A 13,998-nucleotide genomic window follows, 5' to 3' on the forward strand; every position below is an offset into this window, starting at 1 on the left:
GCGGCCAGGCTTGGTTCTTATGATTCTCGTGATTGGCGCCGGTCAGGCGGGCCTCGCGGCGGGCCGCGCGCTGCGCTTGACCGGGCACGACGTTCTCTTGCTGGAGGCCCACGCACGGCTGGGCGAATCCTGGCGGCGCCGGTGGGACTCCCTGCGCCTGTTCACCTCCGCCCGCCTGAGCGCGCTGCCCGGCATGCCCTTCCCCGGCGCGGACCGCTACCCGGGCAAGGACGAGGTGGCCGACTACCTGCAGGCGTACGCGGCCCGTTTCGAGCTGCCGGTCCAGCTCGACACCACCGTGTCCCTGCTGCGCCTCGGCCGCCGCGCAGGCTTCGAGGCCGTGACCGACAACGGCGTCCACACCGGCGACGGTGTCGTGGTCGCCACCGGCCCGTTCCAGCGGCCTCGCATCCCCGACCTGCCGCTCCCACCCGAAGTCGTCTCGCTGCACAGCGCCGACTACCGCAACCCCGCACAACTGCCCGACGGCCACGTCCTGGTCGTCGGCGGCGGCAACTCCGGCGTGCAAATCGCCGCCGAGCTCGCCGCGACCCGCCCGGTCACCCTCGCCCTCGGCGCCCGGCAACCGGTCTTGCCCCAGCGTGTCCTCGGCACCGACCTCTTCACCTGGCTCCAGACACTCGGCCTGATCCGCGCGCCCGTCACCAGCTGGCTCGGCCGCCGCGTCCGCAACCGCGATCCCCTGATCGGACTCGGCCCCCGAGGCCTGCTCCGGATGGGCGTGCGCATCGTCGGGCGCATCGCCGCCGCCGATGGCCCGTTGCTGCGCACCGCCTCCGGGGAAACCATCGCCCCGACCGCGGTGATCTGGGCGACGGGCTACCACGCCGACTACAGCTGGATCCGCATACCCGGCGCTTTGGCCGGCGGGCTGCCCATCCACTCGGCCGGGATCAGCCCGATACCTGGTCTGACCTATGTCGGGCTGCCCTTTCAACGCAGTCGCGGGTCCGCCCTGCTTGGCTGGGTGGGCGAAGACGCCGCCCTGGTCTCCGCGACGTATACGACCCGCTCCGCACCACGCGGGTGACCTGCACGGGTGGTCGGGATGCCGCCGCGCCGCCGGTGTGACGTGTGTGCCGTATGGAAACCCATGGTGTTGAAGTGACGTAAGCGCCAAAAGGTAAATATGTGGATATGACTATTTTTGTCTGTCCAATACCGGCCATTAGTTCTCATTGACACCCCTAATGTATTTAGAGAACATTCAAAAAATCTCATCTGCCCCCTAGGAAACCCCCGGCCCGCCGGCCCCGCCGGACGGTGCCACCGGGACGGCCGTCTCGCGGCCCCCGGGACTTCCCCGCCTTCTACCGCCTTCACAAAAAGGTCACCGGTACGCGACCACGGCCCCGCCCGGGGTGGCGGCCGCGTGCCCGCGCACCGTCAACGACGGAAACCGACAGCCGACGACGAGGAGCTCGACGGTGGACGGCACAGGAGAGAGTTCGATACCGGTCCGGCCGCAGGCACGGACCGGGCAGACCGAGGACACGCGGCTGGCCCTGTACGGCGGCAGCCCCGTCCGGCGCGCACCGTGGCCCACCTACGACAAGGGAGCCGTCTTCGTCCATCCCGAGGACGAGGAGGCGGCGATGCGCGCCGTCCGCAGCCACCTCTACTTCCGCTACGACCATCGCGCCCAGCACGAAACCGAGTGCGGCGCGCTCGAGGAGGAACTGCGCCGCTACTTCGGCAGCAGGCACGCGCTGGCCGTGTCCAGCGGCACCGCCGCGCTCGCGCTCGCGATCATGGCGGCGGGCATCCCGCCGGGCTCGCTCGTCGCCTGCCCCGGCTTCACCTTCGTCGCCACCCCCAGCGCCATCGTGCTCGCCGGATGCACGCCCCTGCTGGTGGAGGTGGACGAGAACCTGCACATGGACCTCGACGACCTCCGCCGCCGCTGGACGCCGGAGATCAAGGCGATCCTGGTGGTCCACATGCGCGGCTTCGCCGCCGACATGGAGGCGCTGGCGCGTTTCGCCGCCGAAATGGGCGTGCCGGTCATCGAGGACGCCGTGCCGGCCCTGGGCGCCGAACTGCGGGGCCGCAAGCTCGGCACCTTCGGCCTCGCGGGGGCCTTCAGCACCCAGTCCGACAAGTCGCTCAACTGTGGCGAGGGCGGATTCCTGGTCACCGACGACAGCGTGCTGTTCGCCCGCGCCGTCGTCCTCTCGGGCGCCTACGAGGGCCGCTTCCGCCGGCACTTCCCGGACGGCGACCCGCCGATCGGCACCGATCTGGACCTGCCTCTGCTCAGCTTCCGGATGGACGAGATCCGCGCGGCGCTGCTCCGCTCCGAGCTGGAACGGCTGCCGGTCCGCCTGGAACGCTTCCGCGCCAACTACTCCTACGTGGCCGCGGCACTGGCCGGCGTCCCGGGGATCGAGATCCGGCAGCCGGTCGCCCCCGGCGCCTACCTCGGCGAGGCGTTCATCTTCCGGGTCCCGGGCGGGGACGCCGAATGGTTCGCCCGCGCGCTGCGCCACGAGGGCATCGACGCGCGCAACCTCGGCTCCGACGAGGACGTCAACGTCCGCGTCTTCTGGAACTGGCGGTTCATGTTCGGCGGCCTGACCGCCGAGCAGGTCAGGGCGCTGCTGCCGGCCACGACGCGTCACCTGCGGGAGGCGGTCGACGTCCCGCTGTCGTCCAGCCTGTCGCCGGACGACTGCGACCAGCTCATCCGCGCGGTCCGCAAGGTCGCGGAGGCCGCCCGCCCGGCCGCCGGCCCCCCGCCGGAGGCGCTCGCCGTACCGGCCGTAGAAACAGCGGGAACGGCGGGACCGCTGCCCGTGCCGGACACCGTGCCGCCCGCGGGGGCGAGTGCCGTACCGGGCGGCGACACGGCCGGCGTCGCGCGGGCCGGGCGGCGGTGATGAGCGTACAGACCACGGGAAGCGGGATCCCCCGCCTCGCCCTCGTCGGGGTCTTCGGCGGGCTCTTCTGCGGATACGTGGGCCTCAGCGCGGTGATCCCGGTGCTGCCGGGCTTCGTCCGGGAACGCTACGGCGCCCCCGACGTCGCGGTCGGCCTGGTGGTCATGGCCACCGCGTTCACCGCGCTGCTGGTTCGGCCCGTCGCGGGTCACCTGGCCGACCGCCACGGCCACCGCCTCGTCATGCTGGCGGGCGCGCTGATCATCGCGGTGGGCGGCGTCCTGTACTTCCTGCCGTTCGGCGTGGCCGGGCTCGTCCCGCTGCGCCTGCTGCTCGGCGTGGGGGAGGCGGCGCTGTTCACCGCGGGCGCCGTCTGGACCGTGGCGCTCGCCCCGCACGAGCGCCGCGGCCAGCTCATCGGCCTGTACGGCGTGAGCATGTGGGGCGGCATCTCCGCGGGCACCTTCCTCGGGGCGGTGATGCTGCCGCTCGGTTACGGCGCGGTGTGGGCCTTCAGCGGCGCGGCCGCGCTCGTCGGCCTCCTGCTGATCAGCGCGTCCCCGGTGCACGCCCGCGCCGGGCGGTCCGGCGAGGTTTCCGGCGGCACGGTTTCCGGTGGGGTCTCCGCCGACGGAGCCTCCGGTGACGGGACTTCCGGTGACGGGAAACGGGGCGCCGGCCCGGCGGGCGGCGGGCGGCGGGGGAGCGGGCACCGCCTGCTGGTGCGCCCGGCACTGCTGCCCGGAACGGCGCTGGCCCTGGCCGCCGCAGGGTACGCCGGTCTCGCGGCCTTCGTCGTCCTGCACCTGAGGGCCCGCGGCATCGACTCCGGAGTCGCCGTGCTCAGCTGCTTCAGCGCCGTCTACGCCGGCACGAGGCTGTTCATCGGCCACCTGCCGGACCGGCTCGGGCCGCGCCGGGTCGCGGTCTGGTGCGGCGTCGGCGAGGCCGCCGGCCTGCTGGTCGTCGCGGTGGCCCCGAACCTGCCGGTCGCCCTGATCGGCAGCGTGATCACAGGGGTGGGGTTCTCGCTGCTGCACCCCTCGCTCGCCCTGATGGTGATGGACCTGGCCGACCCCGCCGAGCAGGGGGCGGCGATCGGCGCCTACACCTCCTTCTGGGACCTGGGCCTCGCCCTCTGGGGCCCGCTGATCGGAGCGGTGGCGACGGGATTCGGCTACCCGGCCGTGTTCGTCGCCGGCGCCGCCTGCGCCGTGGCGGCCGTGGCCGTGGCGCTCCGTGTCCGCAGGCCGGCCGTACGGCCGGCGACCATCGGCTGAAGCCAGGGAGCCCCCATGGACACACCGTCGCCCCTCACGATCCTGTGCATCACCGGATGGTGCCGCAACGGCAGCACCATCATCGGCAACGTCCTCAACGAGATCCCGGGGTTCTTCCACGTGGGTGAGCTGCACTTCCTGTGGAGGAACAGCGTCGGCAAAGGCGCCAACAACCTGTGCGGCTGCGGCGAGACGCTGACCCGCTGCCCGATCTGGTCGGAGATCCTGGAGACCGTCCGCCCGGCCGGGATGACGGCGCACGAGCACGCCGCCGCCGTCGTCCGCCGCCAGCTCTCCTGCGTTCGGACTCGGCACACCTGGCGCGTGCTCGGCCGCGGGCCGTACCGCGACGACATCCGCGAGCACGCCGCCCTGATGACCCGGACCTACCACGCCATCGCCGAGCGAACCGGAGCGCGGGTGATCGTGGACACCACGAAGATCCCCGGCGAGGCCGCCCTGCTGCCCCACCTCGACGGGGTGCGGCCGTACTACGTCCACCTCGTACGGGACCCCCGGGCGGTGGCCCACTCCTGGCGCCGGCCCAAGGAGTACGTCTACGCCATGTCCGCGGCGAAGAGCACCGCCTACTGGGACGGCTTCAACCTGGCCTCCCGGGCCATCACCCGGCGCCACCCGGAGCGGTCGCTCCTCCTGCGCTACGAGGACTTCGCCGCCGACCCGGCGGGGACCGTCGAGACACTCCTGCGGCTCTGCGGCGCCGACCCGGCCGGCAACCCGGTGCGGGACCGGGCCGTCGAGCTGCGCCCCAACCACACGGTCACCGGCAACCCCGACCGCTTCCGCACCGGCGTGACCGTCATCCGGGACCGGGACGACGCCTGGCGGACGGGCCTGCCTGCCACGGCCAGGCTGGCGGCGACGGCGCTGTCGTGGCCGCTCCTACGGCATTACGGCTACCGGCACGGCGACGCCCCGGCCACCGGCACCCCACGAGGCACGCCGGCGCCCGGCCCGAAGAACGCCGCCAGGGGGCGCCACTGATCGGACCCGCGAGGGGGCGCCGGTGTCTGGACCCGTGAGGGGGCGCCGGTGTCTGGACTGAGGAACGCAGGAGCGGAGCGACGGAGTGACGAGGGAAGACGCCGGGTCTGAGCCCCCGAGCCGCGACGCGCAGCGTCGCCATGAACACAGCGAGGGGGCGCCGGTGTCTGGACCGAGGAACGCAGGAGCGGAGCGACGGAGTGACGAGGGAAGACGCCGGGCTTGAGCCCCCGAGCCGCGACGCGCAGCGTCGCCATGGGCCCGTGAGGGGGCGCCGCTGACTGGACTGAGGAGAGAGTGAGCGCAGCGAGTGATCGACGAGGGAAGTCAGCGGTCACCAGCCCCCGAGCCGCGACACGAAGTGTCGCCATCAGCACAGCCCCGAGCTGCGACGCGCAGCGTCGTAATGAGAACAACGTCGCAGTGAACACAGAGAGGATCACGATTGGACCTGGGCCTTGCGAACAAGGTCGCGCTCGTCGCCGGCGGTTCCAGCGGGCTCGGCCTCGCCGCCGCCAGGGAGCTGGCCAGGGAGGGCGCGCACGTCGCGATCGGTGCCCGCGACCCCGACCGGCTCCGGGAGGCCGAGCGCGCCGTCAAGGAGGTGGCGTCCGGCCACGTCCATGTCCGGAGCGTGGACATCACCGACGGGCAGGCGGCGCGCCGCTGGGTGGACGAGGTGGCCGCCGACCTCGGAGCCCTGCACATCGTCCTCGTCAGCGGCGGCAGCCCCCCGATCGGCCCGGCCTCGCGTTTCGCGACGGGTGACTACGAGGCGGCCGTCGGCAAGGTGCTGCTGCCCGCGGTGGATCTCGCCCTCGCGGCGCTGCCGTACCTGAGGGCCGCCGGATGGGGCCGGCTGCTGTTCGTGGCCTCGGAGACGGCGAGCGTCCCCATCCCGCCACTGGCGCTCTCGGGCGTGACCCGCGCGGCCCTGGTGCGTTTCGCCCAGGCGCTCGCCGCGGAGGTCGGGCGCGATGGCATCACCGTCAACGTGCTGGCTCCCGGCGGGGCCCGTACCCCGCCGATGGAGCGGGCCGCGGCCCGGCTGGCTGCGGGCGGCGACGTGGAGGAGCGGCTGCGCGCCATGGGCCACCACAACGCCGTCGGCCGCCTGGCCCGCCCCGAGGAGATCGCCGCGGTGGTGGCCTTCCTCGCCGGGGAGCGGGCGTCCTTCGTCACCGGCGCGGTGCACCTGATCGACGGCGGCGCCGCCGTCGTGGGGCCGGAGTTGCCGCACCTGTCGGGCGCGGGGGAGAACACCTACACCTGACCGCCATCGGACGACCGACCGCCACGACCCCTGGCCGCCATCGGACTCCTGTCGCGAGGGGATCCCCTTGGGGCCGGGGCTCCCCTGACCGCCACGGATCTTCGATCGCCATTGAACCCCTGATCGACGCGAGGCGTCCCGGAGACGTCCCGTGCGAGGCATCCGACCGGGATCCTCGTACGGGACGCCGCCGGACGGGGGACACGAGACACCACGGAGACAAGGAGCACATGATGTCGCTGACCAGTCATGTCTACACCGAGAAGGACGTCGGGGACTTCTTCGACCAGACCACGCAGACCTACCTCACCTTCTGGGACAGCGAGGGTGTCCTGCACACGGGGTACTTCACCGGCGACGCCGATGAGGACTACCGCGCGGCCGCCGAACGGACCTCCGACATCATGGCGGCCGAGGCCGGGATCGATGAGACCTCCCATGTGCTCGACGTGGGCTGCGGCTGCGGCAACTTCCTGATCCACCTCGCCGATCGGTACGGCTGCCGCGGGGAGGGGCTCGACCTGAGCGCCGAGCGCGTCGCGTTCGCCAGGAAGCTGGCCGGGGACCGTCCCGGCATCGCCTTCCGGCACGGCTCGGCGACGCGCATGCCGTACGAGGACGGTTCCTTCACCCATGTCGTCAGCCAGGACGCGCTCTTCCTGGTGCCGGACAAACCGCGCAGCCACGCGGAGATCAACCGCGTCCTGCAGCCCGGCGGGACCTTCGCCTTCTCCGACTTCCTCCAGCCCAGGGAGGACATCGGTGAACGCGCCCGCAAGCACGTCTACGACCGGGTGCGGTGGAGCGGCGGCTACTCGCTCGTCGGTTACCAGCGGGCCCTGGAGGACGCCGGGTTCGAGATCCTCCTCGCCCGCAACCTCGAAGATCACATCAGGCAGACCTACCGGGTGCTGGGGAAGACCGCGCGTGAGCGGGCCGAGACGACGCCGGACGCCGCGGCGCGCGACTGGATGCTCGCCTTCGCCGAGTCCTGCGGTGAGATCCAGGCGGCCATCGACCGGGGGGAGTTCGGCTGGGGGGTCTTCGTCGCCCGCAGACGCTGACCGTGCCGACATCGACCGCGCCGACCGCGCCGACCGCGCCGACCGCGCCGACCGCGCCGACCGCGCCGACCGCGTCGGCCATCACCGGCCGTGGCGGGCCGTGATCGACCGCGATCGGCCGGAACGGGCCGTGGTCGACCGCAGACCGGCACATCGACCGTGACCAGCACCGCGACAGTGAGGACGCCATGCAGCCGACAGACACCATGAAGCGCACGATGGCCGAGGTCGTCGCCCAGCGCAGGACCGAGATGTCCCCGGGACGGATCTTCGCCGAGGCCTGCGCGGCCAAGGGGACCGACGCCGTCGTCGAGTACGACGTGACGATCACCGACTCGCTGACGAGTTCCCGGCGCAAGCCGCGCTACCCGGCGCGCAACATGATCAAGGTCGTCGACCTCTCCAGGGACCCCCGGCGCTACTACTGGCACGAGAGTCTCCCGGACCCCGGCGCTCCGCAGGTCCACGAGGCCGACCTCCGGCGGGAGGCGGCCAACCGCTTCCACCGCTCACCCGTACCCGAGCTGCTGCCCACCACCGCCTGGGTCCAGGTCCCGCCGGATCTGTGGGAGGACATCGAGACCTTCGAGTCCTTCATCAACTACCGGCTCATCGTCCGCCTGTCCACCGCCGAGAACGACACGATCATCCGCGGCGCCGGCGGCCTGCTGAACATGCCGCAGATCGCCCGCATGACCTCCAGGGGGCCGTTCGCCTCCACGATCCTGGCGGCGTGCAACGAGGTGGAGCAGATGGGGGGCACGGCCGACGGCCTCATCATCAACCCCGCCGACTACTACGCCTTCATGGGCGAGGGCAGCCTGATGGACGACATCGAACGGAACGGTGTCTTCATCGTGCGGACCCGCCTGGTCGAGCCGGGCACCGCCCTCGTCGGGGACTTCGGGCACGGCGCCCTGCTGTTCGACGCCGGCCGCTCGGTGATCCGTTTCGCCGAGCCGCCCCCGGGGACCTTCGCCGAGCCGGGAGGCCTCGCGCTCATGGCCCAGATCCACGAGCGCGTCGTGGTCAACCTCCCGACCAACTTCTTCGTCGTGAGCCTGTGAAGGACGGTGAACGCCGGCGATGCCTTCCCCCGACGCCCCCGACGCCTCCGACGCCCCCGATGTCCCTGACGCTTCCGGTGCTTCCGACGGCGCTGACGCCCATGACGGTATGGACGCCCTCGGCGGCTCCGGTCACCGTGGTGCCCACGGCGGCTCCGGTCACCGTGGTGACCACGGCGATTCCGGCGGCCTCGACGCCTTCGACGGGGCTCCCGCGCGGCACGACCCGGACGTCCTCGTCATCGGCGGCGGCATCGCCGGCCTGTTCTGCGCCTACCACCTCCGGCTCGGCGGTGCCCGGGTCACCGTGGTGGAAAGCGGGCCGGTCGGCGGCCCGCAGTCCTGCTCGCACGGCAACACCGGCTTCGTCGGCACGCAGGGCGCGGCGCCCCTCGCCGAGCCCGGCGTGCCGGCCCAGGGGCTGCGCTGGCTGCTCGACCCGGAGAGCCCGTTCTTCGTCCGGCCGCGCTGGGACCCCGAGCTGGCGCGCTGGCTGTGGCACTTCCGCCGCGCCTGTGACGAACGCACCGCCGACGCCGCCTTCCGGGTGCTGGCCGACATGAAGAGACGCAGCCTGGCGATGCTGCGCGAACTGTGCGCGCCGACCGGCCCGCCCGGCCCGGGCGGAGCGGCCGCTCGGAACGGTCTCGCCTCCGCCTTCGCCGAGGGCGGCATGCTGCTGGCGTTCAACACGGCCGAGGGGTTCGAGAAGGGACGCCGCTCCGTACCCCGGGCGGTCGCCCGAGGCGTGCCGTTGCGCGTCCTCGACCCGGACGAGCTGCGAGCGCTCGAACCGGGCGTCGAGTTCGACGTCCGCGGCGCGCTGTACAACGAGGAGGGCGCCTACCTGCGCGTCCCGGAGTTCCTCCGTGCATTCGCCCGGACGCTGCGGGACATGGGAGTCGAGATCCTGGAGGAGACCGAGGTCGTCGGCTTCGAGACCGCGGGCGGCGCGGTCCGGCGGGTACGGACGACGCGCGGAGACCTCTCGCCCGCCGAGACGGTCGTCGCCGCCGGCGCCTGGTCGGCGGAGTGCGTCCGCCGCCTGGGACTGCGGCTCCCCCTCCAGCCCGCCAAGGGCTACACCGTCACGGTCAAGGCGCCGGGCAACGCGCCGCGGCACCCGGTCCTGCTGGGGGAGGGCAAGGTCGCGATCACACCGCTCGGCGACCGGCTGCGCCTCGGCGGGACGCTGGAGCTGGCCGGCATGGATCCCGCGGTATCCCGGCGGCGTGTGGCGGGCATCCTGCGGACCGTCCGGTCCTACCTCCCCGGGATGGAGACCACCCCGATCATCGAGACCTGGAGCGGCCTGCGACCCTGCACCCCCGACAGCCTCCCCCTCATCGGACGGGCCGGGGCGTACCGCGGCCTCTGGCTGGCCTGCGGTCACGGCCACATCGGCATGGGCCTGGCGCCGTCCGGGGGCAGGCTGCTCGCCCAGCTCCTCGCCGGCGAGCCACCCGACATGGACCCCGCGCCGTTCCACCCGGGCCGCTACGGCGGCCGTACGGCCCGGCGGCGCGGACGAGACGGAGGAAGGCGGTGGCCATGACCGGTGAGGAGAAGACGGGCGGCGAGGCGCCGATAGGCGTGCTGTGCCTGGAGACCTCGTTCACCAAGATCCCCGGGCACATCAGGAACCCGGTCACCTTCGGCTTCCCGGTGATCTACAAGGTGGTGCGGGGTGCGACACCGGAGCGCGTGGTGAGCATGGGCGACCCCCGGCTGCTCGACCCGTTCGTCGACGCGGCGCGGGAACTGGAGGCGGAGGGCGCGGCGGCGATCACCGGCGCCTGCGGCTTCCTCGTCCTCTTCCAGCGGGAACTGGCCGGCGCGGTCGGCGTCCCCCTCTACGCCTCCAGCCTGATCCAGCTGCCGATGGTCCACCGCATGCTCCGCCCCGGCCGGAAGGTGGGGCTGCTGGTGGCGAAGAAGACGGCGCTGACCCGGCGGCACCTGGAGGCGGTCGGAGCCGAGGACGTGCCGGTCTGCGTCGCCGGGATGGAGGAGGAACCCGAGTTCCGCGAGGTCATGCTCGAAGGCCGGCGCGTGGAACTGGACGCCGGCCGCCTGGAACGCGAGGTGCTGGGCCAGGCCGTACGGCTCGCACGCGACAACCCCGACATGGGGGCGGTCGTCATCGAGTGCACCGACCTGGTGCCGTTCGCGCACGCGATCCAGGAGCGGACCGGCGTGCCGGTCTTCGACATCGTGACGCTCACCGAGATGGTGCACCTGAGTCTGACCCGCCGGCCGTATTGACGATGTTCATTGCGACGCTGCGCGGCGCGGCTCGGGGTCCTTGCTCTGCGGTGTGCGGAGACCGGAAAGCCGGCTCCCGCGCCCCAGGGACCGCCGGAGCTTCCGGCGGCAATGGGGAAGTTCCGGCGAAGTAGCCTCTGAGCTGTGGTGAACCCGGGCCCTGACTCTCGCGCCAGGACCCGGGCGTGCAGACCACCGGCTCGTCCGGCGGTGCGAGGCGCGGTGCCGGGCTCAGCCGCCCATGACTTTTCGATGGCCGCCCGGGGCGAAGGCTTCAGCGGCGGAAGAGCCTTCGCCCGGGGCGGTGCCGGGTGAGTGGAGGTAGGAGGGCTCAGCCGTCGACCGTGACCGAGGCGAACCGGTAGTTCGTGTAGCCGTTCTCGTCTCCGGAGTGCTTCCGGCCGATCATGACGTGGTAGGGGCTCGCCGACACGGAGTGGCTGCTCTCACGCAGGTTCGAGGTCCACGGACCGGGGACGAGCCGCAGCTGCCTGCCCTGCCACCACAGCGCGCCCGACTCGTAGTTCGTGTAGCCGTTCTCGTTCCCGCTGTGCCACCGGCCGGTGATGACCCGGTTGTCGGTGGTCTCGTAGTTCGAGCTGCTCTCCTTCTGGTTGGAGCTCCAGCTCCGGGACTCCACCGTCACCTGCTCGCCGTTGATGAGGATCCGGCTGCAGGAGTACTTCGTGTAGCCGTTCTCATCTCCGGAGTGCGAACGGCCGGTCATGACCTGGTTGGCGGGGCAGGTGAAGGTGACCCCGGCGGATTCCTTCACGGTGCTGGTGGTCTGGAGCTGGACCTCGACCGTGTAACTCGCGGCGGTGGCGGGAGCCGCCGGCACCAGGGCGAGGGTGGCCAGGGCCGCCGTGGCGGTCGTGGCGAGCAGGGCCTTCTTGCGCATCTTCACGTTCTTCGATTTCCTTTCGGGCGTCGTCCCAGGTATTTGGTACGCATGCGGCGGCGACACGAACCGGCTATTGGGCCGATGGTCCGCCGACCCCATCCGTGCGAAACCTGCACGCGGAGGGAAGAACCGCTGCAGGCGATAGCGATTTCATGGTGGCCGCCGCCGGGCCGCCGGGTCGTCCTTCTTCCGGGGGAGCGTTGATCCGCCGCACGAATTACCCTCCACGCCCACTCCCTGATTAGTGCGAATGGAAAACGGAATAAAAGACGACCGAAATGAGCGGGGGATGCGCCGGTTCTGGGAGGGCTCATCGCGACGCTGCGCGTCACGACTCGGGGGCTCAGATCCGGTGTCCTCCCTCGCGGGTTCTCGTTTGAGGGCGGTTCAGTGGGTAAGGGGGACGTCGTCGCAGCTCAGGCGTGGATGAGACACGCCGTCCGGCGTCCTGATAGGAGGAGAGCGATGAAGGCCCTTACCTGGCACGGTAAGCGAGACGTACGTGTCGAGGACGTCCCGGACCCGATGATCAAGGAGCCTACCGACGCGATCATCAAGGTCACCACGACCGCGATCTGCGGCTCCGACCTCCACCTGTACGAGGTGCTGGGGCCGTTCCTCGGGCCGGGGGACATCCTCGGGCACGAGCCGATGGGCGTCGTGGAGGAGGTCGGCGCGGAGGTCACGCACATCAAGCCCGGCGACCGGGTCGTCATCCCGTTCAACATCTCCTGTGGCCATTGCCGGATGTGCGAGATGAAGCTGTACGCCCAGTGCGAGACCACGCAGGTGCGCGAGTACGGCACCGGGGCCGCGCTGCTCGGTTACACCAAGCTGTACGGCCAGGTCCCCGGGGGACAGGCCGAGTACCTCCGGGTCCCGCAGGCCCACTTCGGGCCGATCAAGGTGCCTGACGGGCCGCCGGACGAGCGGTTCGTCTACCTCTCCGACGTCCTGCCCACCTCCTGGCAGGCGGTGGACTACGCCTGCATCCCTGACGGCGGTAGCGTCACGATCTTCGGCCTGGGCCCGATCGGGCAGATGTCCGCCCGGATCGCCAAGCACCTGGGATACCGGGTGATCGGCGTCGACGGCGTGCCCGAGCGGCTGGAGATGGCCCGCCGGCACGGTGTGGAGATCCTGGACTCCTCCGCGACCCCGAACGTGCCGGAGGCGGTCCGCGAGCTGACCGGCGGACGGGGCACCGACTCCGTCATCGACGCGGTCGGCATGGAGGCGCACGGCTCCCCGGTCGCCAAGGTGGCCCAAACCATCACCGGGCTCCTGCCCGACGCGGTCGCCGCCCCCCTGATGACCAACGCCGGCGTGGACCGGCTGGCCGCCCTGTACCAGGCCATCGACACGGTACGGCGTTGCGGCACGATCTCGATCTCCGGCGTCTACGGCGGCGCGGCCGACCCGATGCCGATGCTGAAGATGTTCGACAAGGGCATCACCCTGCGCATGGGCCAGGCGCACGTCAAGCGCTGGATCGACGACCTGATGCCGCTGGTGACCGACGACTCCGACCCGCTGGGCGTCATGGACCTGGCGACACACCGGCTGCCGCTGGCGGAGGCCCCGCACGGCTACGAGATCTTCCAGAAGAAGCAGGACGGGGCCATCAAGGTCCTCCTGACCCCCTGACGACCCCCCGAGAGAAGACGTCCCCCGAACAGGCGGGTCCCCGCGACCCGGTATCCGAAGGAGATGAGGCCATGGACGCCATCGTGCTGCTGAAGGACGACCACAAGACGGTCGAGAAGCTGTTCAAGGAGTTCGAGCAGGCGGGCGAGACCGCCTACAAGAAGAAGCAGGAGATCGTCGAGAAGATCTCCCAGGAGCTGTGCGAGCACGCCTACATCGAGGAGGCGATCTTCTACCCGGAGGCGCGTGCCGAGGTGCCCGACACCTCCGACCACGTCCTGGAGAGCGTGGAGGAGCACCACGTCGTGGCCTGGCTGCTGTCGGAGCTGAAGGGGATGGACCCCAAGGACGAGCGGTTCGACGCCAAGGTGACCGTCCTCATCGAGAACGTGCGCCACCATGTCAAGGAGGAGGAAGAGGACTGGTTCCCCCAGGTCCGCGAGGCCCTGGGGCGTAACAGGCTCCAGGAGCTCGGCGAGCGGATGGAGAAGGCCAAGGCGGAGGCCCCGTCCGACCCGCTCGCGCTGGCCAGCGCCCGCCAGTAGGGCGCCGGCGGCGCGGCGGGGCGCCGCCGGAACACAGTGGGAACGCCC

At 71.7% G+C, this 13,998-nt stretch carries 12 protein-coding genes; 11 read left to right on the top strand and 1 reads right to left on the bottom strand.

Annotation, left to right across the window (positions count from 1 at the left end; translation table 11 throughout):
• Nucleotides 1-19: 19 nt before the first annotated feature.
• From IEZ10_RS24380 to IEZ10_RS24420, 9 genes are all read left to right on the top strand, one after another.
• A complete protein-coding gene (locus IEZ10_RS24380) occupies nucleotides 20-1,051 on the top strand; it encodes a flavin-containing monooxygenase (RefSeq protein ID WP_189248847.1) in 1,032 nt (343 codons plus the stop codon).
• Nucleotides 1,052-1,448: 397 nt separating this feature from the next.
• The gene (locus tag IEZ10_RS24385) at nucleotides 1,449-2,900 is read left to right on the top strand and encodes a DegT/DnrJ/EryC1/StrS family aminotransferase (RefSeq protein ID WP_189248848.1); all 1,452 of its coding nucleotides are present in this window, start codon (nucleotides 1,449-1,451) and stop codon (nucleotides 2,898-2,900) included.
• Nucleotides 2,900-4,180 (top strand): MFS transporter, encoded by a 1,281-nt coding sequence (locus tag IEZ10_RS24390; RefSeq protein WP_189248849.1) that lies wholly within the window; start codon nucleotides 2,900-2,902, stop codon nucleotides 4,178-4,180. The genes IEZ10_RS24385 and IEZ10_RS24390 overlap by 1 nt, the downstream gene beginning before the upstream one ends.
• 15 nt (nucleotides 4,181-4,195) lie before the next feature.
• Nucleotides 4,196-5,185, top strand: coding sequence for a sulfotransferase (locus IEZ10_RS24395; RefSeq protein WP_189248850.1), 990 nt, complete (start codon nucleotides 4,196-4,198; stop codon nucleotides 5,183-5,185).
• A gap of 445 nt (nucleotides 5,186-5,630) precedes the next feature.
• On the top strand, nucleotides 5,631-6,458 hold the full coding sequence (locus tag IEZ10_RS24400; protein ID WP_189248851.1) for an SDR family NAD(P)-dependent oxidoreductase: 828 nt from the start codon (nucleotides 5,631-5,633) through the stop codon (nucleotides 6,456-6,458).
• Nucleotides 6,459-6,691: 233 nt separating this feature from the next.
• Nucleotides 6,692-7,522 carry a class I SAM-dependent methyltransferase gene (locus IEZ10_RS24405; protein WP_189248852.1) on the top strand — a complete coding sequence of 277 codons (831 nt, stop codon included), beginning with the start codon at nucleotides 6,692-6,694 and terminating at the stop codon, nucleotides 7,520-7,522.
• A gap of 188 nt (nucleotides 7,523-7,710) precedes the next feature.
• Nucleotides 7,711-8,589, top strand: coding sequence for a family 3 encapsulin nanocompartment shell protein (locus IEZ10_RS24410; RefSeq protein WP_189248853.1), 879 nt, complete (start codon nucleotides 7,711-7,713; stop codon nucleotides 8,587-8,589).
• A gap of 109 nt (nucleotides 8,590-8,698) precedes the next feature.
• Nucleotides 8,699-10,144 (top strand): NAD(P)/FAD-dependent oxidoreductase, encoded by a 1,446-nt coding sequence (locus tag IEZ10_RS24415; protein ID WP_189248854.1) that lies wholly within the window; start codon nucleotides 8,699-8,701, stop codon nucleotides 10,142-10,144.
• Nucleotides 10,141-10,854 carry an aspartate/glutamate racemase family protein gene (locus IEZ10_RS24420; protein WP_189248855.1) on the top strand — a complete coding sequence of 238 codons (714 nt, stop codon included), beginning with the start codon at nucleotides 10,141-10,143 and terminating at the stop codon, nucleotides 10,852-10,854. Before IEZ10_RS24415 ends, IEZ10_RS24420 begins: the two co-directional genes overlap by 4 nt.
• 331 nt (nucleotides 10,855-11,185) lie before the next feature.
• Here the strand turns inward: IEZ10_RS24420 and IEZ10_RS24425 are convergent, their stop codons facing one another.
• Entirely contained in the window at nucleotides 11,186-11,761 is a 576-nt protein-coding gene (locus IEZ10_RS24425; protein WP_189248856.1) for a hypothetical protein, read from the bottom strand.
• A gap of 462 nt (nucleotides 11,762-12,223) precedes the next feature.
• On the opposite strand from IEZ10_RS24425, the gene IEZ10_RS24430 reads away from it, so the two are divergent.
• Nucleotides 12,224-13,405, top strand: coding sequence for a zinc-dependent alcohol dehydrogenase (locus IEZ10_RS24430; RefSeq protein ID WP_189248857.1), 1,182 nt, complete (start codon nucleotides 12,224-12,226; stop codon nucleotides 13,403-13,405).
• Between the two features lie 71 nt (nucleotides 13,406-13,476).
• A complete protein-coding gene (locus IEZ10_RS24435) occupies nucleotides 13,477-13,950 on the top strand; it encodes a hemerythrin domain-containing protein (protein WP_189248858.1) in 474 nt (157 codons plus the stop codon).
• Nucleotides 13,951-13,998 lie beyond the last annotated feature (48 nt).

It is taken from the genome of Streptosporangium pseudovulgare (assembly GCF_014648055.1).
Lineage (GTDB): Bacteria > Actinomycetota > Actinomycetes > Streptosporangiales > Streptosporangiaceae > Streptosporangium > Streptosporangium pseudovulgare.

What these genes read in the sequence shown, in the direction of transcription:
- IEZ10_RS24380 (WP_189248847.1), top strand. Translation starts at nt 20, where the DNA reads ATGATTCTCGTGATTGGCGCCGGTCAGGCGGGCCTCGCGGCGGGCCGC.
- IEZ10_RS24390 (WP_189248849.1), top strand. Translation starts at nt 2,900, where the DNA reads ATGAGCGTACAGACCACGGGAAGCGGGATCCCCCGCCTCGCCCTCGTC.
- IEZ10_RS24395 (WP_189248850.1), top strand. Translation starts at nt 4,196, where the DNA reads ATGGACACACCGTCGCCCCTCACGATCCTGTGCATCACCGGATGGTGC.
- IEZ10_RS24405 (WP_189248852.1), top strand. Translation starts at nt 6,692, where the DNA reads ATGTCGCTGACCAGTCATGTCTACACCGAGAAGGACGTCGGGGACTTC.
- IEZ10_RS24410 (WP_189248853.1), top strand. Translation starts at nt 7,711, where the DNA reads ATGCAGCCGACAGACACCATGAAGCGCACGATGGCCGAGGTCGTCGCC.
- IEZ10_RS24415 (WP_189248854.1), top strand. Translation starts at nt 8,699, where the DNA reads ATGGACGCCCTCGGCGGCTCCGGTCACCGTGGTGCCCACGGCGGCTCC.
- IEZ10_RS24420 (WP_189248855.1), top strand. Translation starts at nt 10,141, where the DNA reads ATGACCGGTGAGGAGAAGACGGGCGGCGAGGCGCCGATAGGCGTGCTG.
- IEZ10_RS24430 (WP_189248857.1), top strand. Translation starts at nt 12,224, where the DNA reads ATGAAGGCCCTTACCTGGCACGGTAAGCGAGACGTACGTGTCGAGGAC.
- IEZ10_RS24435 (WP_189248858.1), top strand. Translation starts at nt 13,477, where the DNA reads ATGGACGCCATCGTGCTGCTGAAGGACGACCACAAGACGGTCGAGAAG.